The sequence below is a fragment of the Hyphomicrobium sp. genome, from assembly GCF_019744875.1.
Lineage (GTDB): Bacteria > Pseudomonadota > Alphaproteobacteria > Rhizobiales > Hyphomicrobiaceae > Hyphomicrobium_C.
On record NZ_JAIETU010000017.1, the window covers coordinates 125,255 to 144,083 of the forward strand.

Below are 18,829 nucleotides of genomic sequence, written 5' to 3' on the forward strand. Positions count from 1 at the left end.
GCTGCTATCGCCGAAGCCATGAGCCCCGCAATAGCAGCCGCTTCCGGCGGGCTCGCTTTCAGAAGGCGTTAACGCGCCTTAACCGACAACCCAGTCTTCTCGCGCCATGCTCAAGGCACCGATTCGAACGCGGAGCCGTCATGCGCTGCCATTACCTGAGCGATCTACATCTTGAGACCCAGGATTTCCAAGGCCGCCTTCCGAAAGGCGACGTTCTGATCATTGCCGGCGATCTATGTCACGCGGCCCGCCTCGACCCGGGACGGGCCGACAAGTACAGCGTCGATCAGCGTAGCCGTGTGATGCGCTTCATCGACAGCGCGCATGCGAACTTCGCGCATGTGATCCTCGTGCCGGGCAATCACGACCATTATGACGGCATCTTCGATACGACTGTGGATGTGCTCAGGCGCTTCCTGCCGGGGATCACGGTACTGAATAATGGGCATGTAGAGATCGAAGGCGTCTGCTTCTTCGGCACGACGCTTTGGACCGACTTCGAGGGTCGAAGTCAGGCCTGCGTGGACAGCGTGCGCCGCAAATGCGGTGAGTTCTTCTTCGTCAAGAAGCGCACAAGGGACGATGAGGGCAGGGAGAAACTGGCTAAATTCCAGCCGGAAGACGCTCTCGATGCCTTCGATCAATCCTGGCATACGCTCAAAGAGCATGTGGCACAGGCCAACGGGCGCAGAACGGTCGTCATCTCTCATCACCCGCCGAGTCTGAAAGGGCTAAACCCGCGCCATACCGGGAACGGCGTCGACGGCGCGTATGCGAGCAACCTCGATGCAGATATCGCAACGTGGCAGAACGTGCCCGTCTGGATTCACGGTCATACGCACATCCAGAAGACTTACCGCATTGAAGATACGGTCCTTCATGCCAACTGCCGTGGGTTCGAAGGCAAGGATGCGAGCGCCCGGAATTTTACACCCAGGGCGCACTTTGACCTTTGAGATCGGGCGCGGGTTCCCTGAGAACTACCCGCCGTCATCCAGTTCAGAGGTAGCTATCGAAATTACGAACGGGCGAAGGCGAGTAAAGGCTCAATGTTGTGATCATCGGCCGCTCTCAGGGCTGCAACGTATTGCTCTCGCAATTCGCCGGTATCGTGCAGCGTACCGCCGCCCCAGGAAAAAGGCTCTCCGCCCGAACGTTCGATCAGCAGATCGGCCATGAGCCGTGCGTGCCTTCCGTTTCCGTTGGGAAAGGGGTGTATGTAGACGAGCCGGTGATGAAGGCGGACGGCGAGTTCATCCGGCGGGAACGTATTATTGTCGCGCCAATAGCGCACATCGTCGAACATCATGATGGTGTCGTTTGGGATGCGGCGGGCGTCGACGCCAATGTTCCTCTCAGTGAGGCGGTATGTTCCGGCCCACGACCACACATCGCCGAACATGCGCTTGTGAAGGGTTCTCGCAAATCCATCGTTGAGCGGTTCGCGACGAACCTGCCGCGGCCGGCGCGCCCAGGTCGCGCCGTTGACGATATTGTCCTGCTCGGCAGCGTTGAGTTCGCTGCGAAGCGTGATCCATGTCTGACGAAGCCCTTCGCGCTCGTCGGGCGCCAGCGGCGTGGCGTCGTCCGGTTCGTCGAAGAGATCAGTCACGCTCGGCCCACAGGTCTCGGTCTTTAATGTGCTGCCGGATGTAGTTCTGGATCTGGCGCTCCAGATCGGAGTCACCTACGGCCTGGTCTTCCAGCTTCATGGAGTGAGCCACACGCTTGAGTGCCCGCAGCGCGATCTTGCGCGCACGCGCATCGACGGTATCTTGCAGCGGTGTCTTCGGCACGAGGGCGTAGACGAGCTTGCATCCGAGCGCGTCGGCGGCACGGCTGAGCGTCTTGAGCTGGATGGTCCCGAGGGCTTCTGATTTTTCGAGATCGATGACTGTGGGCGGCTTGATGCCCATGCGGGCGGCGAACTGCTGCCCCGTCATGCCGAGGGCTTCGCGGATGGCTTTGATCCAGCCCTTCGGCGGGGGCGCGAGCCCGTCAGGGCGCAGATGCTCAAGCCGCTCATCAAGGCGGGTCCGGGCACGGGTGCGTAGCGTTGCGTCCATAGGCTGTAGCCTAACTTCCTAGCGTTTATATTAGGTCATGGCCTAATATCGCATATTTGATATTAGGCTACAACCTAATTTTATGCAGATGATATTAGGCTAGGGCCTAATATTTACATCTCTCGTCCAAAATCACGCCCCTCGTTGCGCTTGCGCCATTCAGCCATGGAGGCCTTTAGCTGCTCGGCTGAGGGTGCATTCGCATTAGCGGCCCCAGCTTGCAATTCTGTCATCAGCGACGCCTTAGCGTGCTGCAGGGTGATGCCGCGGGTACGGGTAAAGTGCTCATCGCGGATGGCCTGACGTTCCTGCGCCTGTTCCGTTTTGAGGCGATCGAACTTGGCCTGGTGCTGGGTCCAGATGCGGTCCGTGTAAATCCGGGTTTCGGCCTTCTCGATTTGCGCGAGGCTGCGGCGCTCCCGCTGATGGGCGACGTCCAGCCTGTCCATGAGCTTGCCCGGATGGAGAATGAGAGAAAGCATCTGGCGTGGCGTTAGCGTCTTCCCGCTGCCCAGACGCTCGCGCTGTCCGAACACAAACACCGCACGCTCGAAGATGTTGCCGCGGTCGACATGTTTCAGCTCGTTCTTCTGCGCCCGGTAGAGTTCGCGCCAGTTCGGCTTGAATCGCGCCTGCACATAAGCGCGTGCATTCTCAGCCGCTGCGGTTGAATTTTCATCAAGGACGGCCCGCGCCTTTTCATGCTTATCCCAAAGCACAGCGCGCTCGGCCTTGAGCGTTAGATCCATCTCGGCGCGGAGTCGGGACATGCGCGCCTTGAGGTCTTTCTGCGCAAACCACTGCTTCCGGTTGGGTGCCATGTGCTTGACCCGGACATAGGGCGGCTTGGCCTGATCCCCCTGCAAGCCGCCCAGCATCAACAAGGCTGAACCGTCCCGCGCTTTGGCTGCTTGCTCACGTTCCGCGTTGTTCCTGATCCGCTCCTGACAATGGATGCCGTGTTCACGCTCATAGGCCTCGGCCCAACGGGAGAGGCGTTCCTTGGTGTATTTGAGGGGGGCGGTGAGGCCAGTCTCGGGGTTGATTGTATTGACCACGATATGAACATGCAGATGATCCTTGTCGCTATGCGCGGCCATGAGCGCCTGATGCCCGCTTAAGCCCAGAGCCTTCAGGCTAGAGAGCGCAGTTTCGTGCATGTGTTCCGGTGTTGGGTTCTCTCCGATCGCCCAGGAGAGCGAATAATGCAGGACGGGCTTGGTATTCTTCCGGCCCCGCGCATCCTTGCCGGCCTGCGCCTTCAGCAGTGCCTGGTCCCTCGCCACGGCAAACATCTCGAACCACGCGTCCGTTGGCTGCGAGACGACGTTGCAGGTGTCATTCCAAAGAACGCGGTCACGGGTTTTCTTGCCCGCGTCGTGCAGGATGTAGCTGCACGCTCCTTTGAAAGACGTCCCGCGTTTGTGGAGGCGGGGGATCATTGCTGGTTGGCCTCGTTCTGAGGGCTGCGATTTTCTGGGAAAGGATTTCGTCGGTCAGGAGCGTGCTGAGCAGCTGGTTCATGCTCTTCCAGGAATACATAACGTCGGTCGGCAGGTTGCTATTCGTGGCATGAGCGATCTGGTTGATGTTGTTGCCGATGCGGCGAAGCTCGGCGAACACAACCGGGTCCATTGCCCGGTAAGCAGGGCGGGAGCCCATATCGACCTTGCCCTCCAGCACCAGCCGTTCGCAGAGACCCGATATGGTCAGCCCCAGCTCTCGGGCCTGGCTGACGCGCAGTGCGTAGTCCTCGTCAGTCATGCGGATGCAGACCATACGGTTGCGCGTAGCCTTCGCGTGTGTCCTGCGTCGCGGCACGTCAACGCCTCATTGGGTTAGGGTTCGGGCCGTGCGGAATGCGCGGCCTGACCGGAGGGGTCCAGGGGAGTGCGGAGCACTCTCCCCGGCGAGTGGGATTTGATATCGATATCGGCGTAAGCCGTAATATCGATATCAAATCCACATCTCGCTCCCCCACGCCTTTCAACTTATAAGGGCACCCAATTCGCGTAAATCAAGCTGCACGAAACTACTCCCAGAAACTTTTTATTTTTCCAACTTTCGAATGTGAACATCAGAGAATATTGCGGAACATAATTCTTCATTATCGAATTTGCCCTCACGTTTACATATCCGATTTATTCAAACAAAAATGTCCGGCGAATAAATTCGGAGCCGGACATTCATGAAACAAGCGTCGCGCATAGATGGGTGCTTTCCTCCACGCGGATCAGGTATCGCAGGGCGGCATGAATCGAGCGCATCAGCGCGGTGGGGCCATCCCTGGGAACTGCCACGCAGTTGGGACTGGCAACCTGGCCGCGTTCTACTTGGCCAACATCAAGGCCGCCTGATAGGGCCGGACGACGACCGTCACATCGTAACGGCTGCGGGTACACGCGCAGGCAAGTCGTCGACCGTATTGATCCCAAATCTCATCCGGTATCCGGGTTCGGTGCTGGTGCTCGACCCGAAGGGTGAGCTGGTGCGCGCAACCGCTGCGCACCGCAGGCGCATGGGTCAGCGCGTTTACGTCCTCGACCCCTTCCGCGAGACCGGAGACGCAACGGCCACGCATAATCCGTTCGACGAGCTGGGACAGGGGAGGCCTGAGCATATCGCGGCAGACGCCGCGCAGCTGGCGGATGCCCTTATCATCTCGAACAACAAAGACCCGCACTGGACCGATAGCGCGAAGAATCTCATTCGCGGGCTCGCGCTGCATCTGATGGCATCGCCAGAAGGCAGCGGGACTATCCGGCAGGTGCGGAACCTGCTCAACGCGACCCCCGCAGAGTTCGATGCGCTGTTTACGGCCATGACGCAGTCAATGGCTTTCAACGGCATCGTCTCCAACATTGGCAGGTCGTTTCTCGGCAAGCTGGAAGCGGGCGGGCGGGAACTGCAGGGCATCCTCTCAACGGCGCAGGAGCAGACCGCGCCGCTCGACGATGTGGTCCACATCACCGGGCGGTCCGAGTTCCGGCTGTCTGAACTCAGTGCGGGCAATGTCAGCATCTATCTGGTGCTGCCCGGCATGCGGATGGGCACTCATTACCGATGGCTGCGCCTCGTCATTCAGCAAGCGCTCGCCGCCATGGAACGCTCACCAGTGCCGCGGGGTCAGCTGCCCGTCTGGTTCGTCCTCGAAGAATTCCCGGCGCTTGGCCACATGCGGTCGATTGAGACCGCAGCAGGCCTGATGGCCGGATTCGGGATCAAGCTGTGGAGCGTGTTGCAGGACTTCACGCAGCTTCAGACACACTATCCGAAGAGCTGGGAAACCTTCCTCGGCAATGCTGGCATCATCCAGTCATTCGGCAACGCCGATGTGACCACGACCGAGCATCTGTCGAAGCTGCTCGGTTCGACGCAAGTGATGGAGCGGCAGTCGGTCCGGCTCTCGGGTCAGGCCATGAGCCATGGCGATACGGGGCTGCGCGAGAACATGCGCAGCGTCCGTCTGCTCGATGCCACCGAGATCACCCGCAACTTCAGCAGAGAGACCAACCGGCAGCTCGTACTGATGCCCGGAATGCCGCCTGTTTATATGGAAAGGATGCCACATGAACTTTCTGAACTGGCTTAGGGGCCACCCCATCCGCGTACGCGACGAGCAAGGCACTCTTCACGTCAGCGGGTATCAATGGCGGGAGATCCCGCTCTATGTGTTTTTTCTGATCGGTACGGCCGGAGCAGCATCGTTCGGCCTGTTCGTGCTGCGCTTTACCGTCGATGGATTCTGGATCGCCTCGCCGTACCTGCTGGCCATGTGGCTATCGATTGGGCTGTTCGAAGGGCTATGGGATTATGTGCGGGTCATCGAGTTCTGGCAGCACGGCGCAATCAAATCGTCAAACGGCCTTCCCAACCGCTTTGGCGCCCGGCAATTGCCGTTCGACCAGGACGCAATCGCTTCGATCGAAGTGACGGGTGAATGCGAAGGGGCGGGCGTTGCCATCTACACTGTGGAGGGCGAGACGATCATCGTCGGGCATAGGCTGCGGACCGTCGACGCCCGCCGCGTAGCCGTGCAGTTGACGAAAGCCCTTCGCGATATGCGCGAGAGCATGGCGACGATCAACGGGGCGCAGGCGGCCAGAAATCCGGCAAGGGACCGACGGCAGTTTCTTCGCGAACTGGAGCAGGAAGTTATCCGGCAATCAGGCACGGCTTCTGCCTCCGGCTCTAGCCTCGCGCCATAACCCGAAGCGATGAAGGGTCGGCTAAAATAGCCGGCCCTGTCTGCGCTCGTTCTCGATGGCCTTCCATGTCTTCGACCGCGCCTTCGCATCCAGCCAGAGCGTAACGAAAACGACCGGGCCGCCAGAATTCTCAACTTCGCCTGACGGCAGAAATAAGGATCGATATCCGGTCTCTGAGATGGGCAATGGCTGGCGATGCTCGTCGGTCTGCACTTCGATATGATCGTAGGGCATGTCGCCTCCATACGCACGCGGCCTATAGATGACCTGCATCGTGATTCCGCGCCAGTTGAGCGGATGATGTTCGGTCGGAGGCTTCCCAGAACCCTTTGGTCCGTCCGCGATGGCCCTGGCCGCTTGCGCGGCCAGGGCTCCTGATGTGGTTGAATGGCTCATATTTCGCGGGCCTCCCACACAGCGCAATCGGTCCAGGTTATGAAGAGTGTCGGTAAAGATTCCAACGCCTTCTTTGCCAGTTCGAGCGCTTGCTCTTCCGATTCCGCAGTCAGAACTATTGACTTGGTCGTGCGACAATCGACTTCGAATATTTTCCGGTATGGGATCATTGGCCGACCTCCGGTCCGAAGGTTTCGATCTGGCCGCCGCGGCGCCGGAACTGCGTCTCGCCGTCGAGGTCATAGAGATCTTCGCAGCGGATGATGGTGTTTTCGATCAGCGCTTCGAAGGCGTCGGAAGCGATGGGGCGGAGCCGTGAGGGGGTCATGACTGACCCCCGTTATCGGTAGCGGCTTCGTCGCGTTCGCGAAGTTCGCGGAGCTGAAGCTTGTTGCTCAGGGGCAGGACATCGAGGATCAACGTGGAGCCCTTGCCATCCTTGTGCATCCAGGCTGCGCCGATTTTGAGCCAGCGGGCTTTCTCGCCGTCGCCTGTGACCTGATAGATGCCGTGTGTCGGGCGTTTGGATTGTTTTTCTTCACTCATGTTTGTCTCCATTTCGGTTTTGGCCAAACACTGCGCTTGGCCTTGATGGGGACGTGAAAACCGGGACCGGGGAGCGGGTCAAACGCCGCGCCAAAGCGCGCCGGAGGGGCGGAGCTGCACGGAGCGTAAGCGCAGGAAGCGAGCCGCGTTGACCCATAGCGACCGGGCCCGGTTAGACCCCATCCTCGAAAGGCCATTCAGCGTTTGGTTGATCACTGAGATGCGGAGACCCGTGAAGAAAACGGTCCATCTGACGGCGACGGATCGGCCACAAGTTTGCTGTGCGTGGCGTCAAAGCGCGGCTTTCCGGGGCGGTCCGCCTGAGTTGACCAAACGAACCAATACACCGTATACTGAGCAATGAGCGGGCTTCTGCCTTCTCGGGGGCTTCGAAACCCCTAATCACTGCGGCGGACAGCCGGAAATGTGTCGCTTCTCGGTCTATGGCCGGGGGGCGGCGTTATATGTCCAAGCCTCGCGGCCAAAAGTCGCCGCCGTTTCTCAGTGATTAGCGGTTTCGAACTCCCGGCCACCAGCCTCGTGCAATGTGCCGACTGGTGGCTATGGCTGTAACGGGGGACGATTGACGATCAGATTGAGTTTCACTGCCTGCGCTTTTCTGATCGGACTCAGTGCAGTCGCGCTATCTGCACATGCCGCGCCCAATTCCCCGGCTGATAAATGCGGTGCGGATATTGGCACTGCGATTGCCACGGCTGAACGAGCGTTGGATGCCGACAGCCCCACAGCTGACCGCCAGGCTCTTGAGTGCCTGTTGGTAGCCATGGCAGCACTTGATAGCCGGGTGAGCGCCCTTTCCAACGGCTCGCTGCCGTTTGATGGCCAGATCTACGCTCCCAAAGGATTTATTATGTCGAAACCCTCCGTCCAGGAGGGTCGTTGAATTGCAGAAAAGTGCACAGCGTCTGGGCGCTCGGTTGGTGCCCCCGTAAGGTCCTCTCGGGCGCCCAGACCCTGTGCATGGCAATCGTGCTTCTCGCGTTCGCATCGAACGATGCTCAGGCAGATTGCCCTACTGCTCCCACAGCCAATGCGGACGACATGGTCGTCAGTTTCTTGGCGTCCAATGGCGTTCAAGCTGCATCCGGATCGCTTCTGACTTCGACGGTCAAGGAAGGGATGCTGGTCTACGACGACACCGCAGATAAGCTCAAGGTATGCGACGGCACCAACTGGGTCGATGTGGGATCGGGCAGTGGCAACGACACGCTCGCATCGCTCTCATGCGCCTCGGGCGAGATTGCGAAATACGATGGCACGGCCTGGGCCTGCGCGCCGGATGGCAGCGCTGCCTCGCCTGCGCCGTCCGATGGCTATGTCCAATTCAACAACGCAGGCGCATTTGGTGGCGACGCAAATCTGTTCTGGGACAACACCAACAAGCGCATCGGTATCGGGACGGTCACGCCTGAAGCGCGCATCTCGTTGGTCGACGAGGCGAACGCCGGATGGGTGTACAAACAGTACAGTGACGCGGATGGAACGAATTTCCGCAATTACCGGGCGCGAGGCTCGATCGCCGCGTCTTCAGCAGTCCAGGCCGGAGATCGCCTGGCCTCGTTCCTTGCCGGCGGCTACGGCGACACTCAATTCAGCTCGCCGAACGGCGGCTTGAACATATACGCCGCAGAGAATTTCACGGACACGGCGGCAGGGACTTACGTCACGCTGAGCACCGCTGCGACAGGCACCAACCCCGCCGGTGGTGGCACCGAGCGGTTGCGTGTCACAGCCGATGGTAATGTAGGCATCGGAACGGCGACTGCACCAATAGTCGGCGCGGTAGCCGGGCGGACTTCACTTAGCATCAAGGGCGCCAGCGATGGTGGTGTGCTGGAACTTGTCAGCGGATCGGCTGATACGGACCCAGCAACTGTCGGGCTTATCCAATTCTCGAACCCGAACTTCACGCCCACAAGCGATGTAAAAACACGGGTCGCGGCTATTGCCGTGCGCTCTACGGGCGCGACCGTCGGCGACCGCGGCGGCGTGATCGAGTTTCACACCAAGAAGGACGGCGACATACTTGGTCTGCGTATGCTCATCGATGGCAACGGCAGCGTCGGCATAGGGACGACGACGCCCCAATCCGTGCTGCAAGTCGCGGGAGGCATCCAACTCGGCGATGACACCGCAACCTGTCCCGGCGTGTCGGATGTAAAGCTCGGCACGCTGCGCTTTAATGGCGGCGATCTTCAGGTCTGCAAGTCCGGCGGCTGGTCTGCAATCGGCTCCGGCGGCGGCGCGACACCCGCCGGTAACGATGGTTCGATCCAGTTCAAGTCCGGTAGCAACCTCGCCGCCGACGCCGCCAACCTTCACTGGGACGACGCGAACAACCGTCTCGGCATCGGGACGGCGACGCCGGATTCGCTCCTTCATCTTAACGGGGTTAGTACGATCCTGATGGTCGATGGAACGGGCGGAGCGGCATTCGTTGGCCGCCAATCCAACGGCACACCAACGTCGCCGACGGCCACGCTTAGCGGCAATCAGCTTGTCATGCTGGGCGGTCGCGGTTACGGGGCGACCGGCTATTCCAGCACAAGCCGCGCCTATCTGCGGATGATTGCTGCAGAGAATTTCACGGACACGGCGCAGGGGACTTACATGGTTCTGGCAACCACGCCGACCGGATCGACCACAACTACCGAAAGAATGCGAATCGACTCTGCAGGCAACGTCGGCATCGGCACAGCAAGCCCGGCCAACAAACTCGATGTGCAGGGTGCGGGTACGATCAGCGGCCGGGTCTACAGCTCCGATTCCGATGCAAGGCAGATCCTGGAAGCGGCTGGAACAGGCGGCCGCGGATGGTTCCTGCAAACCGGGAACAATGCCTCTGGTTTGAATGGCCGCTTCAGGATCTGGGACAATACGGCAAGCGCGGAACGCTTTGCTATCGCCAGCAACGGCAATGTCGGAATTGGGACGACGGGGCCGGCCGAGAAGCTCGATGTGAATGGCGGCATCCGAACAAACGGCTTTGTCACTCTTGCGGGCGCAGCGGGAGCGACATCGATCCCCTATATTCAATGGTACCGCGGCGCTTCGCGGATCGGGTTCATGGGATACGGTGCCAATGCAGGTCCAACGTGGGGGAACAGGCTGGACCTCTACTTGGAGAATGGGGCTTACCTCGGCATAAACGGAAGCGTGGCGATCGGCCTAGGCAGCACGGCGCCAAGCTACGCTTTGCACGTTGGCGGACAGGTTGCTGGTGCGGGCGCTTACGTAAACACGTCGGATGCGCGCCTGAAGACCGATGTACGTGCTCTTCCCTATGGTCTGGACGCTGTCATGCGGCTACGGCCGGTGACCTTTTCGTGGAAGGAACAGAGCGAGGAATGGCAGAAGGGTCGCAAGCTCGGACTTATCGCGCAAGAAGCGGAAGAAATCGTTCCTGAGATCGTGTCAACGGCCAAGGACGAAATGCACACCAAGAGCATCGCGTATGGCGACCTCACGCCAATCCTCATCAAATCAATTCAAGAGCTCAAAGCCGACAACGACAACCTGCGCGCAGAGCTAAAATCCGCCAATGATAACGATGCCGGTCAAGACGCAGCACTCGAAGATCTGCGCCGCGAGATCAATTCCTTGAAGGCCGCTCGCTGAGTTAAAGCTGCAAGTCTGGCTTGCCTATAACTAGCCCTCAAGACGCACGCGCAGCTGCGCTTCGCTGCCTGTAATTTCCCATAATCTTCTGCCTCATCAGAATTTGCGTTGCCCCTCTGTTGTATGGCATTGAAAACGCGAACCCCAACGAAGGAGCGTGCGTGAGTTCTGGTATCGATTTCCTGCTATGTGAGTATTTCAACAAGAATGGCCGCTGCATTGAGCAGATATGCATCGCAGACGGTGGGGCGGCAGATGCTTCCCGCAAGCTGCGCGAGAGGCTGGCAAAGCGGAGCGGGAAAGCGCTTCTTCAGATGATGCGGACAGAAGCGGAAAGCTCCGGCGCCTCGACTGATTTGAGCGACGCCGCAATGGCGCTGCACGCACTCATCCATGATGTGGCTGATGAGCGCATTCCAATTGAGGATGCAGGCAAGATCACTACCCTAAGCGTCAACTACCGCAAGGCTGTAGCAATCGCAGATATCGTGCCCACGCTTGAGGCCAGGTTTGGCGGCCACGCGGCCTGCTGGGTGAGAGGGATTTTCCCTCACCTGAATCTCGGCCCTGCGATCGTGAACTAGGTCGTGATTTACGACCGCCCGCTAACCGGGTGGCTGCATCTTTTTCAGGTATGCAACAGCCTCTGAGGCTTTGGCAGCCGCAGCAAAGATGGCGCGGCTGTCGTCCTGCATGAGCTGAAGCCAATTGGCAACGTACTGCGCGTGGTCGATACGCGTATCCTGCGTGATACCAAGCTCGCTGCACAGGAATGCTGAGGCGATCTCGGCGACGAGTTCTTCCGCGGCATAGCCATTCTCGCCAAAGCGGTGGCTCATATCGCGGGAAAGCCGCTGCTTCGCTCCGGTCCAGTGAGTCAGCTCGTGCGCCAGGACAGCGTAATAGGCCTCGTTGCGATCCATCGTATCGGTGCCATAGAAGAGGCCTTCATCCGGCATATGGATGGTGTCGGTCGTTTGGCGATAGAAGGCGCGGTCGCCGCCGTGCTCAACGCGGGCGCGTGTCGCGGTTACGAACCGATCAACACCCTCAAGACGCTCGATAGGTCCAAGCAGCCTTGGCGCGACCGGCAGCGTGAAACCATCCACCTGGTCGGCATTGAAGACATAGGACGCACGCGCAACGCGGCGCTTGCCGTCATCGTCGGCGTTGCTGGGATCAGGCTCGGATTCGTACTCCTTGTAGAAGACGACGAGTGTGGAGCGCTCGCCTTGGCGGACCTGAGCGCCCAGCTCCGACCACTGGCGATAGGTGGCCCAGATTGGTGTGGCATAGCCCCTGACTTCGGCGGACACCCACAGGCTCACAACATTGATGCCGCGATAGGCATTCCTGGTGAGGGCATTGCTCGGCATATAGAGCGGTCCGGCAGTTCGCCGCCACGGCATCCGGGGCGAACCGGGATCTGCCAGAACTGCATCAATCAGTGCGTTGGTGATTTCGGCATGGATGTCCCGTCGCGGTGCATCGGAACGTTGGGAGGGCATGATGGTCGTCCTTCGCTCGTGAGCCCGCCCCAATGGCGGTCTCGATGCCGGGCGAGGGCGACGGAGCAAGCGGGCGCGGAACCGAGCCGACGGACTGATCAAGGAGGGAGGCGAGGCGGCCGGCGAAGCCGAAAGCCGAGGGCGCAAGCCCTTGAAGTGGGCGCGGGCCGGCGCAGCCTCGGCATCATGAAGAGACCGCTTTGGCGGTGCTCAGCGACAGGACGGAAGATGACAACCGACGACAGCGGCTGCGGGCATGCTGATCAGAAACGACGCTATGATTGGTTCACTGGGGATGACCACATGCGTTGCGCGATCTCGCGCTCTTCGCTGCCGATGGCCTGAAGGTAGATGGCGGTCGTCGTCATGTTGGCATGACCGAGCCAGCGCTGCACCAGATTGAGCGGCACACCACTGCGAATGGCATGAAGCCCAAACCCGTGGCGCAAGCCCTTGGGCGTGGCATGGATTCCGGCGCCGATGCCGGCCTGTGTCATGACGAGCTTTATGAGCTGCCAGGCGCGGCAACGCGACCAAGTCCAGAGACGTTGACCTCGCCCCAAAGCACCAGCGGCATGAGTATTGATGATGAGAGTGGCGACATCTTTGGGCACGGGAACTTCCCGGACCACAATCCGCCCGCGCTTCTTCTTGCACCGGATTGCGATGACGCCTTCGATCGGGTCAATCGACGACTTTGTGAGCGCAAGCGCTTCGGATATCCGGCAGCCAGTGTAGGCGATGGTGATGCAAAGGCTCGCCAGTTCGGCTCTGGAGCAGTGCATTGCCTGCTCGATGAACCGGGTTCTCTCGGAAGATGTGAGATATTTTCGGGCGCCTGCAACGGAGTACAGACTGCCGCCGCTCGTTGAAGCCGATACACGCATAACCGCACTCCTTCCCTCGGCCGTGCCGACGAAAGTGCGACAGTCTTGCCTATTCTGTTGAACGGTCCGGAACGCCAAGTTCCCAAGCCTTCTGGCGTGACCAACCGACCGGATCTCTAACATGCACCCTGCGCAGGATCAACGATCACTTGGCGCACGCTTGCAATTCAACAGAATAGGCAATTCCGTTGAATGCTCTGCGGATGCATGAAGGCCCCGAGGACATGCCGGGAGCCGATGCGGTTCCCTTGTCGGCGACGTGGCGCAACCGGATCGCTCTTGTCAGGGAGTTGCCGTAATGACTGCCACGCTATCCTCGTCCGAAATCGCGCAGTGGAATCATCTGCCCGATATCCATGATGTGCCGCCGCTGAATGACCGTGACCGTGCCTGCCTCGATGCCGTTCGGGACGTTCTCGCAAGCTTCGACTGCCTTGATCGGTTTGGTGTGAACCTGCTGCATCGGCATTTCGATATGGCTGAAGACGAACTGCTGATCGAACAGGTGGATGAAGCGGGCCGTAGGCTCGTCACGAAGCCTGTGACGGTCGATGTCGTCAGGGAGCAGATGCCAAACGCCTATGAGACCCAATGGCATTGGCAGAGAGACGCCAGTGGCGCGCTCGCACAAATCTGCGTCTCGCGCTGCTTCCCCGGCAATTACGAATCTCCGGGTCACGCCAACAAGCATGTCGGCTGGTAGCACGCGGCTCATCCCATAAGGAATCCAACCAATGTCCAGGGCTTCTCTGGCCGTCGCGCTATTGCTGGCCGCGACCGGCGTGTCCTACGCACAGCAGAAAATCACATGGAAGCAGACGATCGATCTGCCAAAGGGGCAGAATATTTCGCGAGAACGCGCCGACATGCTGGGCATCGAGTTCGGCGATAGTTACGCGGAAGCCAAAGCCAAGCTGGAGAAGCTGGCGGCTGAGGGCATTCAGCAGACACCTGCGAAGCCAGCGGTGCGGGAGATGGAGCGCATTTTCCAGATGCAGGTTCCGGGCGCATCCCAAGTCATGACCGCCGGTTTTGTCGCCAGCCTGCGGCTGGAGCGGCGCATGCCCGGTGCAGGCAAGCGCACAATCGAGGAATCCATAACAGTTTACCTGAGCGCTCCTTCGTCCGGAAACCAGGTCGTCGCCATGGAGCGCTTCCTACACTACAGCGAGGCCGATCAGCCGCGTATTTCGGAGGTGCTTGCGCAGCTGAAGGCGAAGTTCAAGGCAGACCCGCAGGTCGCGAGCAATATTGGCTCGACGACCTACGTCTATCAGTTCAACGATGGACAGTCCTTCATTCCCAGTAAGCCGCCGCGGCTGGAGTGCACGCCTGCCCTGAACGCGATGGAGAACATCGACGGCATCCGGTACCTCAACCAGGAAGGGGAATGCGACGTCGTCTTCAGGCTGGCAGCCAATCACGGCATCTCGCGTGATCACGCATCCTCGTTGAATTTCAGTTTCGGCGACAATGCGCGCATCAAGGCCTATGGCGCGGCGGACTTTGCATATGTGGAAGGCTACATCCGGTCATTGCAGGAACGCACGCGTGGTGCACCTCCCAAGCTTTGACGCCCCGGCGCGGGGGCAAACCCATCAAATGCGCAAATGTGGGTTTGCCCTGCCGGATGCCTCAATTTATGCGGTTCGGCGATCCACTCTCGCAGTCAAAGATCGGCAACGGGAGTGGGCCATGGGCGGGAGCATAGGCATAAGCCGCAGGATGTTGATGCGCCTGGCCGGGAGCGTCGCTGTGGCTGCGATCATCCCTGCGCCGGCAGCACTTGCAGCGCGGCGCCCGGCGGCTTCAGACGCAATCGACACCACGCTCGCAATTGTCAGCGATCATTTCGACGTCTCGATTGCTGACATTATGTCATTGCGACGAACGCGCAGTGTCTTGCCTGCGCGCCACGTCGCACTGCACCTCGCGCTGAAGATATCAGGTGAGACACCTCAGGAAGTTGGCCGCAGGATCGGCGGCAAAGACTATACGTCCGTACTGCTCGCCGACAGGACCATGCGGCGCCTTGCGGATAGTGATCCCGCCCACGCACGGCTCTTACGAGAATTGGAGCGGCGTTGCATGATGGACAACCACCCGGAAAGCCTTGCCTGAACGCCGCGGTGACCGCAGGCTGGTATCCAGCTTTTGCGAATCGGGAGGCGGGGGTGGCAGACGAACGGGTGATGGAGCTTCTGCGGGAGGCCAAGCGGCTTGCGCAGGAATACCGGGCACTGACAGGAAAGCCGCTCGGCATCACAGGCGAGGTCGCCGAATACGAGGCGGCAAGGCTGCTCGATATTGAACTGACCCCGGCACGACACGCAGGCTATGACGCCGTGAGGACGGCTGATAACCGATCCTATCAAATCAAGGGCCGCTGCATTCTCCCGGGCAGCAAGCCTGGCCAGCGCCTCGGGGCGATCGACATCACCAAGGAATTCGATGCTGTCTTGCTCGTCCTGCTCGACGAGAATTTCAATGCACGGGCGATCTATGAAGCGGACAGAGCGGACGTGATTGCAGCGCTGACGAAGCCCGGCTCGCGCTCGCGCAACGAGCGCAATGCGATGGGCGTGTCCCTGTTCAAGCGCATCGGGCGCAAGGTTTGGGACCGGGAAGGGGGGCCACATGGGAGCAATCAAACTGATGCGATACACAAATCGCGCATCAACGATTCACATCCTGCGGAATAAGCGTCTCACGCTCATCGGCCCCGACGTTGAGATCCCGTTCTGGCCTGAGACGATGCCAACAGCTGCTTGATCACGACGCTAGAATGAACGAACCCATTGATCACCACTATCTACCAGTATTCTATCTGTCTCGTTGGGCCGGGGCTGACGGACGCGTTTGTCGCTTCAGCCGGCCGAACGGCGCAGAAGTAAAGCCAAAACGCGTTGTGCCCAAAGGCACTGGATTCGAACCACGACTCTACGAAACGCAGGGATTGCCGCCAGATCGTGCGCAAGCCATGGAGACGGACTTCATGGCCAAGCAGGATGATAAGGCAGCAAAGGCCTTGCAACTGCTGGAGTCTGCCTTACCGGACGCAGAGTGGAGTTTTGAAGCCCGGAATGATTGGTCGCGTTTCTTGCTAACGCAGATGCTGCGAAGTCCCGAAGACATCGCCCAGCTGAAATCAAGCGTGGGAGAGGCTTGGCGCAGCGAGATGGATGACCTGCAGAAATCTTACGCCACCAGGCGCTCGGAAAGCGATCCTGAGACGTTCAGTGACTTTTTGGAGCGGCAACACCCCGCGCACAAGGACGAGTTCGCCTTCGATGTAGCGCGCAAGCTCATGAGTCATTCGAAGCTCTGTGACGAGTTCAGCAAAATGCACTGGCTTGTCTTAGATTCGCCGGCTGAAGCTTATCCGTTATTGACGTCGGATCGGCCGATCTGGATGACACCGACCATCAGCGAGGAGGACGCTTTTCTTGTTATGCCGATCTCGCCCAGGAAGCTCTTTACTGCCGTCGTGAACAAGCCAACACAATCGAAGCTTATAACCCATCGCCGAAGCAATCTGGTCAAGGCTGTTAACAAGCTCGTTGTGCAGCACGCGGTGAAATTTGTGTACGGGCAGTCGGACGAGATGCTGCCATTTGTTCAGAGGCATATGGCTACGAGGCGTCACTCGTCATTGATTGAGAGGCTTGCAGCGTCACGCGGGCATGAAATAGTCGCACAGAATTCGCCGCAGACTAATAACAAGACGGCCTGACCTCGACTTTCCATAAGAGTGATAATGTATCTTATGGGAATTAAATCCTGCTTCGTCGTTATTTGACAAACTTTGTCAATTGCCTAGATAATGAATTACAGACTTATTGTTTTATTTAATTATTGAATAATTGGTTTTGCGAGGTCGCAATGGCAACAATGAATGTTTCTCTTCCTGAAGAAATGAAATCCTGGGCGGAAGCTCAAACTGAGCATGGCCGCTACGGCAATGTTAGCGACTATGTACGCGATCTAATCCGCCGGGACCGTGAACGCGCCGCTTCGATTGCAGAATTTCAATCTCTGATCAACGAAGGTCTTGAGAGCGGCATCAGTCCGCTCACCATGGACGATGTCTGGCAGCAAGCTATGGCTCTCGCAGAGTCCACAAAACCGGCCTGATGGCTGTGTTTCGCATTAGCAAGCGGGCAGCCGCAGACCTTACCGTGATATATGCTGAGGGAATAACTCGTTTTGGTGCGTTGCAAGCCAGCGAGTATCGCGAACGCCTCGAAGGGACATTCGCCACCCTTACGACGTCACCCCGGATCGGCCGTGAATACGTCGGAACACCAGAGCCGGTGCGCGTACATTTCCACCAGTCCCATGTGATCACCTATAAGGTGGTCGATACCGACATCATTATCGTACGGGTCCTCCCTGCCCGTGCGGATTGGAGAGAGCACCTTTGAAAGACGCTGTTGTCAAACTACGCCTGTCGGTGCCGTCGCAGTTGCTCGACGACGCACACGCGTTTGGAGTGAATCTCTCGCACGCAGCCGAAGCCGGGCTCATGGATGCCATCAGAAAAGCAAAGGCTCAGGATGAGCAGCAGCGCTAAAGCCATTCAGGCTGCCTGTTGAGATGTCATTCAGCGCTTCGGCCCTACGGATGCACTTCTCTCCGCGGATCATCTTCAAGACCAATCGTCGTTGACCGACCCATCCAGGGTTCCGGCCTAATGGCGCGAACCCAGTCTGCGAATGATGGAATCCGGCCCAAATCCTCGCGCACATGCTGCTCGCCGACCCAACGCGTCGGGATGATGCGGCCCGTTGAGAGAGTCACGGTAACGCCGAAGATCTTCTCAGCCATGAAGATACCCTCCGCATGATGCCGCAAGGCTCTGTGCCGGTAGTCGGCAATGATCTGCTTCGACTCGTCGAACCAAGCGTGGATTGCAATGTAGTCCTCGGGGGTGCCACCCCATTTGCGGACCGAACTTAAGGCGTGATGGTACGGATGCGCCATGATCAGATCTCCGTCTCTGTGACGTTGACCTCGATGCATCGGTCGTTATGGGTCAAAGTAATCGTGCCCTCAGCGACGTTGATGGTCAGAGTGCCATAGCCACCGTCATTGTTCACAAAGCCGTCGTGGTAGGTCCCAAGAACATCCCAGGCAAAATTATCGATGAAATCTTCAAGGCTGTCGTAGCTCACTGCAGCGTCCCCTTCGCCGAATGAGAATGGATGGGAGTTAAGTGAGATTTCTTGACCGTCTTCGTTGTAGGCACGAATGCTGTCGATCTGGCCGTCGTCACCTGATCCGTCATATTCGACCTCGGTAATGCTGACCCCGATTGACTTGAGTGCAGCGAGCAGTGGCAGCTTCACCGACTGGAACCGCAGCTGCCTTGCGGCAATCATCTCGGCGTATGTCTCCAAAATACTTTTCATGTTGATCTCCTTCGTAGTGGCCGGAACAATTCCAGCCGATGCAGGCGAAGGAGCGCGGCGGATGAGGCCCGAGCGTCAACGACCGAAATGCTTGGGAGACCGCCGCTTTAGCGGCTTGGACGAGCTTGCGTTTCGCAGCGATTGACGCAGGCGCAGCCGTGCGGGCCG

Annotated in this window: 25 protein-coding genes; 14 read left to right on the forward strand and 11 right to left on the reverse strand. The window is 59.1% G+C overall.

Annotation, left to right across the window (positions count from 1 at the left end; genetic code table 11):
- Positions 1 to 140: 140 nt before the first annotated feature.
- Positions 141 to 956: a metallophosphoesterase gene (locus K2Y42_RS20260; protein ID WP_291156301.1), complete on the forward strand. Its 816-nt coding sequence runs from the start codon at positions 141 to 143 to the stop codon at positions 954 to 956.
- A gap of 62 nt (positions 957 to 1,018) precedes the next feature.
- Here the strand turns inward: K2Y42_RS20260 and K2Y42_RS20265 are convergent, their stop codons facing one another.
- The 4 genes from K2Y42_RS20265 to K2Y42_RS20280 all read right to left on the reverse strand — a co-directional run bounded on the left by K2Y42_RS20265 (position 1,019) and on the right by K2Y42_RS20280 (position 3,830).
- On the reverse strand, positions 1,019 to 1,612 hold the full coding sequence (locus K2Y42_RS20265) for a mobile mystery protein B (protein WP_291156303.1): 594 nt from the start codon (positions 1,610 to 1,612) through the stop codon (positions 1,019 to 1,021).
- Entirely contained in the window at positions 1,605 to 2,066 is a 462-nt protein-coding gene (locus K2Y42_RS20270) for a mobile mystery protein A (protein ID WP_291156306.1), read from the reverse strand. The genes K2Y42_RS20265 and K2Y42_RS20270 overlap by 8 nt, the downstream gene beginning before the upstream one ends.
- Before the next feature lie 113 nt (positions 2,067 to 2,179).
- Complete coding sequence (locus K2Y42_RS20275) at positions 2,180 to 3,508, reverse strand: relaxase/mobilization nuclease domain-containing protein (protein ID WP_291156309.1); 1,329 nt, start codon at positions 3,506 to 3,508, stop codon at positions 2,180 to 2,182.
- Positions 3,423 to 3,830, reverse strand: a complete 408-nt coding sequence (locus tag K2Y42_RS20280) for a MobC family plasmid mobilization relaxosome protein (RefSeq protein WP_291156312.1) — start codon at positions 3,828 to 3,830, stop codon at positions 3,423 to 3,425. The genes K2Y42_RS20275 and K2Y42_RS20280 overlap by 86 nt, the downstream gene beginning before the upstream one ends.
- Positions 3,831 to 4,254: 424 nt before the next feature.
- Here K2Y42_RS20280 and K2Y42_RS20285 point away from each other — a divergent pair, with 424 nt between their 5' ends.
- Both K2Y42_RS20285 and K2Y42_RS20290 read left to right on the forward strand, forming a co-directional pair.
- Positions 4,255 to 5,658 (forward strand): type IV secretory system conjugative DNA transfer family protein, encoded by a 1,404-nt coding sequence (locus K2Y42_RS20285; RefSeq protein WP_291156315.1) that lies wholly within the window; start codon positions 4,255 to 4,257, stop codon positions 5,656 to 5,658.
- The gene (locus K2Y42_RS20290; RefSeq protein WP_291156318.1) at positions 5,636 to 6,274 is read left to right on the forward strand and encodes a hypothetical protein; all 639 of its coding nucleotides are present in this window, start codon (positions 5,636 to 5,638) and stop codon (positions 6,272 to 6,274) included. The genes K2Y42_RS20285 and K2Y42_RS20290 overlap by 23 nt, the downstream gene beginning before the upstream one ends.
- A gap of 21 nt (positions 6,275 to 6,295) precedes the next feature.
- Here the strand turns inward: K2Y42_RS20290 and K2Y42_RS20295 are convergent, their stop codons facing one another.
- The 3 genes from K2Y42_RS20295 to K2Y42_RS20305 all read right to left on the reverse strand — a co-directional run bounded on the left by K2Y42_RS20295 (position 6,296) and on the right by K2Y42_RS20305 (position 7,216).
- A complete protein-coding gene (locus tag K2Y42_RS20295; protein WP_291156319.1) occupies positions 6,296 to 6,508 on the reverse strand; it encodes a hypothetical protein in 213 nt (70 codons plus the stop codon).
- Positions 6,509 to 6,836: 328 nt separating this feature from the next.
- A complete protein-coding gene (locus K2Y42_RS20300) occupies positions 6,837 to 6,998 on the reverse strand; it encodes a hypothetical protein (protein ID WP_291156323.1) in 162 nt (53 codons plus the stop codon).
- Entirely contained in the window at positions 6,995 to 7,216 is a 222-nt protein-coding gene (locus K2Y42_RS20305) for a hypothetical protein (protein ID WP_291156326.1), read from the reverse strand. The genes K2Y42_RS20300 and K2Y42_RS20305 overlap by 4 nt, the downstream gene beginning before the upstream one ends.
- A 583-nt stretch (positions 7,217 to 7,799) precedes the next feature.
- Between K2Y42_RS20305 and K2Y42_RS20310 the strand changes: the two genes are divergently transcribed.
- From K2Y42_RS20310 to K2Y42_RS20320, 3 genes are all read left to right on the forward strand, one after another.
- Positions 7,800 to 8,120, forward strand: a complete 321-nt coding sequence (locus K2Y42_RS20310) for a hypothetical protein (protein ID WP_291156329.1) — start codon at positions 7,800 to 7,802, stop codon at positions 8,118 to 8,120.
- Between the two features lie 77 nt (positions 8,121 to 8,197).
- A complete protein-coding gene (locus K2Y42_RS20315; protein ID WP_291156331.1) occupies positions 8,198 to 10,855 on the forward strand; it encodes a tail fiber domain-containing protein in 2,658 nt (885 codons plus the stop codon).
- A gap of 161 nt (positions 10,856 to 11,016) precedes the next feature.
- Entirely contained in the window at positions 11,017 to 11,439 is a 423-nt protein-coding gene (locus tag K2Y42_RS20320) for a hypothetical protein (RefSeq protein ID WP_291156333.1), read from the forward strand.
- A 21-nt stretch (positions 11,440 to 11,460) separates the two neighbouring features.
- Here the strand turns inward: K2Y42_RS20320 and K2Y42_RS20325 are convergent, their stop codons facing one another.
- Positions 11,461 to 12,363 (reverse strand): zincin-like metallopeptidase domain-containing protein, encoded by a 903-nt coding sequence (locus K2Y42_RS20325; RefSeq protein ID WP_291156335.1) that lies wholly within the window; start codon positions 12,361 to 12,363, stop codon positions 11,461 to 11,463.
- A 275-nt stretch (positions 12,364 to 12,638) separates the two neighbouring features.
- Complete coding sequence (locus K2Y42_RS20330) at positions 12,639 to 13,250, reverse strand: site-specific integrase (protein WP_291156399.1); 612 nt, start codon at positions 13,248 to 13,250, stop codon at positions 12,639 to 12,641.
- Between the two features lie 298 nt (positions 13,251 to 13,548).
- Between K2Y42_RS20330 and K2Y42_RS20335 the strand changes: the two genes are divergently transcribed.
- From K2Y42_RS20335 to K2Y42_RS20365, 8 genes are all read left to right on the forward strand, one after another.
- Entirely contained in the window at positions 13,549 to 13,953 is a 405-nt protein-coding gene (locus K2Y42_RS20335; RefSeq protein ID WP_291156338.1) for a hypothetical protein, read from the forward strand.
- Positions 13,954 to 13,984: 31 nt separating this feature from the next.
- On the forward strand, positions 13,985 to 14,824 hold the full coding sequence (locus K2Y42_RS20340) for a hypothetical protein (protein WP_291156341.1): 840 nt from the start codon (positions 13,985 to 13,987) through the stop codon (positions 14,822 to 14,824).
- Between the two features lie 181 nt (positions 14,825 to 15,005).
- Positions 15,006 to 15,371 (forward strand): helix-turn-helix domain-containing protein, encoded by a 366-nt coding sequence (locus tag K2Y42_RS20345; protein ID WP_291156343.1) that lies wholly within the window; start codon positions 15,006 to 15,008, stop codon positions 15,369 to 15,371.
- 53 nt (positions 15,372 to 15,424) lie between these two features.
- The gene (locus K2Y42_RS20350) at positions 15,425 to 15,952 is read left to right on the forward strand and encodes a hypothetical protein (RefSeq protein WP_291156345.1); all 528 of its coding nucleotides are present in this window, start codon (positions 15,425 to 15,427) and stop codon (positions 15,950 to 15,952) included.
- A gap of 83 nt (positions 15,953 to 16,035) precedes the next feature.
- Positions 16,036 to 16,983, forward strand: coding sequence for a DUF4238 domain-containing protein (locus K2Y42_RS20355; RefSeq protein WP_291156347.1), 948 nt, complete (start codon positions 16,036 to 16,038; stop codon positions 16,981 to 16,983).
- 149 nt (positions 16,984 to 17,132) lie between these two features.
- The gene (locus K2Y42_RS20360) at positions 17,133 to 17,384 is read left to right on the forward strand and encodes a type II toxin-antitoxin system ParD family antitoxin (protein WP_291156350.1); all 252 of its coding nucleotides are present in this window, start codon (positions 17,133 to 17,135) and stop codon (positions 17,382 to 17,384) included.
- Positions 17,384 to 17,674 carry a type II toxin-antitoxin system RelE/ParE family toxin gene (locus tag K2Y42_RS21335; RefSeq protein ID WP_366512449.1) on the forward strand — a complete coding sequence of 97 codons (291 nt, stop codon included), beginning with the start codon at positions 17,384 to 17,386 and terminating at the stop codon, positions 17,672 to 17,674. The genes K2Y42_RS20360 and K2Y42_RS21335 overlap by 1 nt, the downstream gene beginning before the upstream one ends.
- Positions 17,671 to 17,823 (forward strand): type II toxin-antitoxin system CcdA family antitoxin, encoded by a 153-nt coding sequence (locus K2Y42_RS20365; RefSeq protein WP_291156352.1) that lies wholly within the window; start codon positions 17,671 to 17,673, stop codon positions 17,821 to 17,823. Before K2Y42_RS21335 ends, K2Y42_RS20365 begins: the two co-directional genes overlap by 4 nt.
- A 44-nt stretch (positions 17,824 to 17,867) precedes the next feature.
- Here the strand turns inward: K2Y42_RS20365 and K2Y42_RS20370 are convergent, their stop codons facing one another.
- Positions 17,868 to 18,233, reverse strand: a complete 366-nt coding sequence (locus tag K2Y42_RS20370; protein WP_291156354.1) for a hypothetical protein — start codon at positions 18,231 to 18,233, stop codon at positions 17,868 to 17,870.
- Positions 18,234 to 18,235: 2 nt separating this feature from the next.
- On the reverse strand, positions 18,236 to 18,661 hold the full coding sequence (locus K2Y42_RS20375) for a DUF6878 family protein (protein ID WP_291156355.1): 426 nt from the start codon (positions 18,659 to 18,661) through the stop codon (positions 18,236 to 18,238).
- Between the last annotated feature and the right edge of the window lie 168 nt (positions 18,662 to 18,829).

Coding starts and splice junctions, on each gene's coding strand:
- K2Y42_RS20260 (WP_291156301.1), top strand. CDS start 141: ATGCGCTGCCATTACCTGAGCGATCTACATCTTGAGACCCAGGATTTC.
- K2Y42_RS20290 (WP_291156318.1), top strand. CDS start 5,636: ATGAACTTTCTGAACTGGCTTAGGGGCCACCCCATCCGCGTACGCGAC.
- K2Y42_RS20370 (WP_291156354.1), bottom strand. CDS start 18,233: ATGGCGCATCCGTACCATCACGCCTTAAGTTCGGTCCGCAAATGGGGT.
- K2Y42_RS20275 (WP_291156309.1), bottom strand. CDS start 3,508: ATGATCCCCCGCCTCCACAAACGCGGGACGTCTTTCAAAGGAGCGTGC.
- K2Y42_RS20280 (WP_291156312.1), bottom strand. CDS start 3,830: ATGACTGACGAGGACTACGCACTGCGCGTCAGCCAGGCCCGAGAGCTG.
- K2Y42_RS20335 (WP_291156338.1), top strand. CDS start 13,549: ATGACTGCCACGCTATCCTCGTCCGAAATCGCGCAGTGGAATCATCTG.
- K2Y42_RS20325 (WP_291156335.1), bottom strand. CDS start 12,363: ATGCCCTCCCAACGTTCCGATGCACCGCGACGGGACATCCATGCCGAA.
- K2Y42_RS20295 (WP_291156319.1), bottom strand. CDS start 6,508: ATGCCCTACGATCATATCGAAGTGCAGACCGACGAGCATCGCCAGCCA.
- K2Y42_RS20285 (WP_291156315.1), top strand. CDS start 4,255: ATGAAACAAGCGTCGCGCATAGATGGGTGCTTTCCTCCACGCGGATCA.
- K2Y42_RS20375 (WP_291156355.1), bottom strand. CDS start 18,661: ATGAAAAGTATTTTGGAGACATACGCCGAGATGATTGCCGCAAGGCAG.
- K2Y42_RS20305 (WP_291156326.1), bottom strand. CDS start 7,216: ATGAGTGAAGAAAAACAATCCAAACGCCCGACACACGGCATCTATCAG.
- K2Y42_RS20360 (WP_291156350.1), top strand. CDS start 17,133: ATGGCAACAATGAATGTTTCTCTTCCTGAAGAAATGAAATCCTGGGCG.
- K2Y42_RS20300 (WP_291156323.1), bottom strand. CDS start 6,998: ATGACCCCCTCACGGCTCCGCCCCATCGCTTCCGACGCCTTCGAAGCG.
- K2Y42_RS20315 (WP_291156331.1), top strand. CDS start 8,198: ATGGCAATCGTGCTTCTCGCGTTCGCATCGAACGATGCTCAGGCAGAT.
- K2Y42_RS20330 (WP_291156399.1), bottom strand. CDS start 13,250: ATGCGTGTATCGGCTTCAACGAGCGGCGGCAGTCTGTACTCCGTTGCA.
- K2Y42_RS20340 (WP_291156341.1), top strand. CDS start 13,985: ATGTCCAGGGCTTCTCTGGCCGTCGCGCTATTGCTGGCCGCGACCGGC.
- K2Y42_RS21335 (WP_366512449.1), top strand. CDS start 17,384: ATGGCTGTGTTTCGCATTAGCAAGCGGGCAGCCGCAGACCTTACCGTG.
- K2Y42_RS20270 (WP_291156306.1), bottom strand. CDS start 2,066: ATGGACGCAACGCTACGCACCCGTGCCCGGACCCGCCTTGATGAGCGG.
- K2Y42_RS20355 (WP_291156347.1), top strand. CDS start 16,036: ATGAACGAACCCATTGATCACCACTATCTACCAGTATTCTATCTGTCT.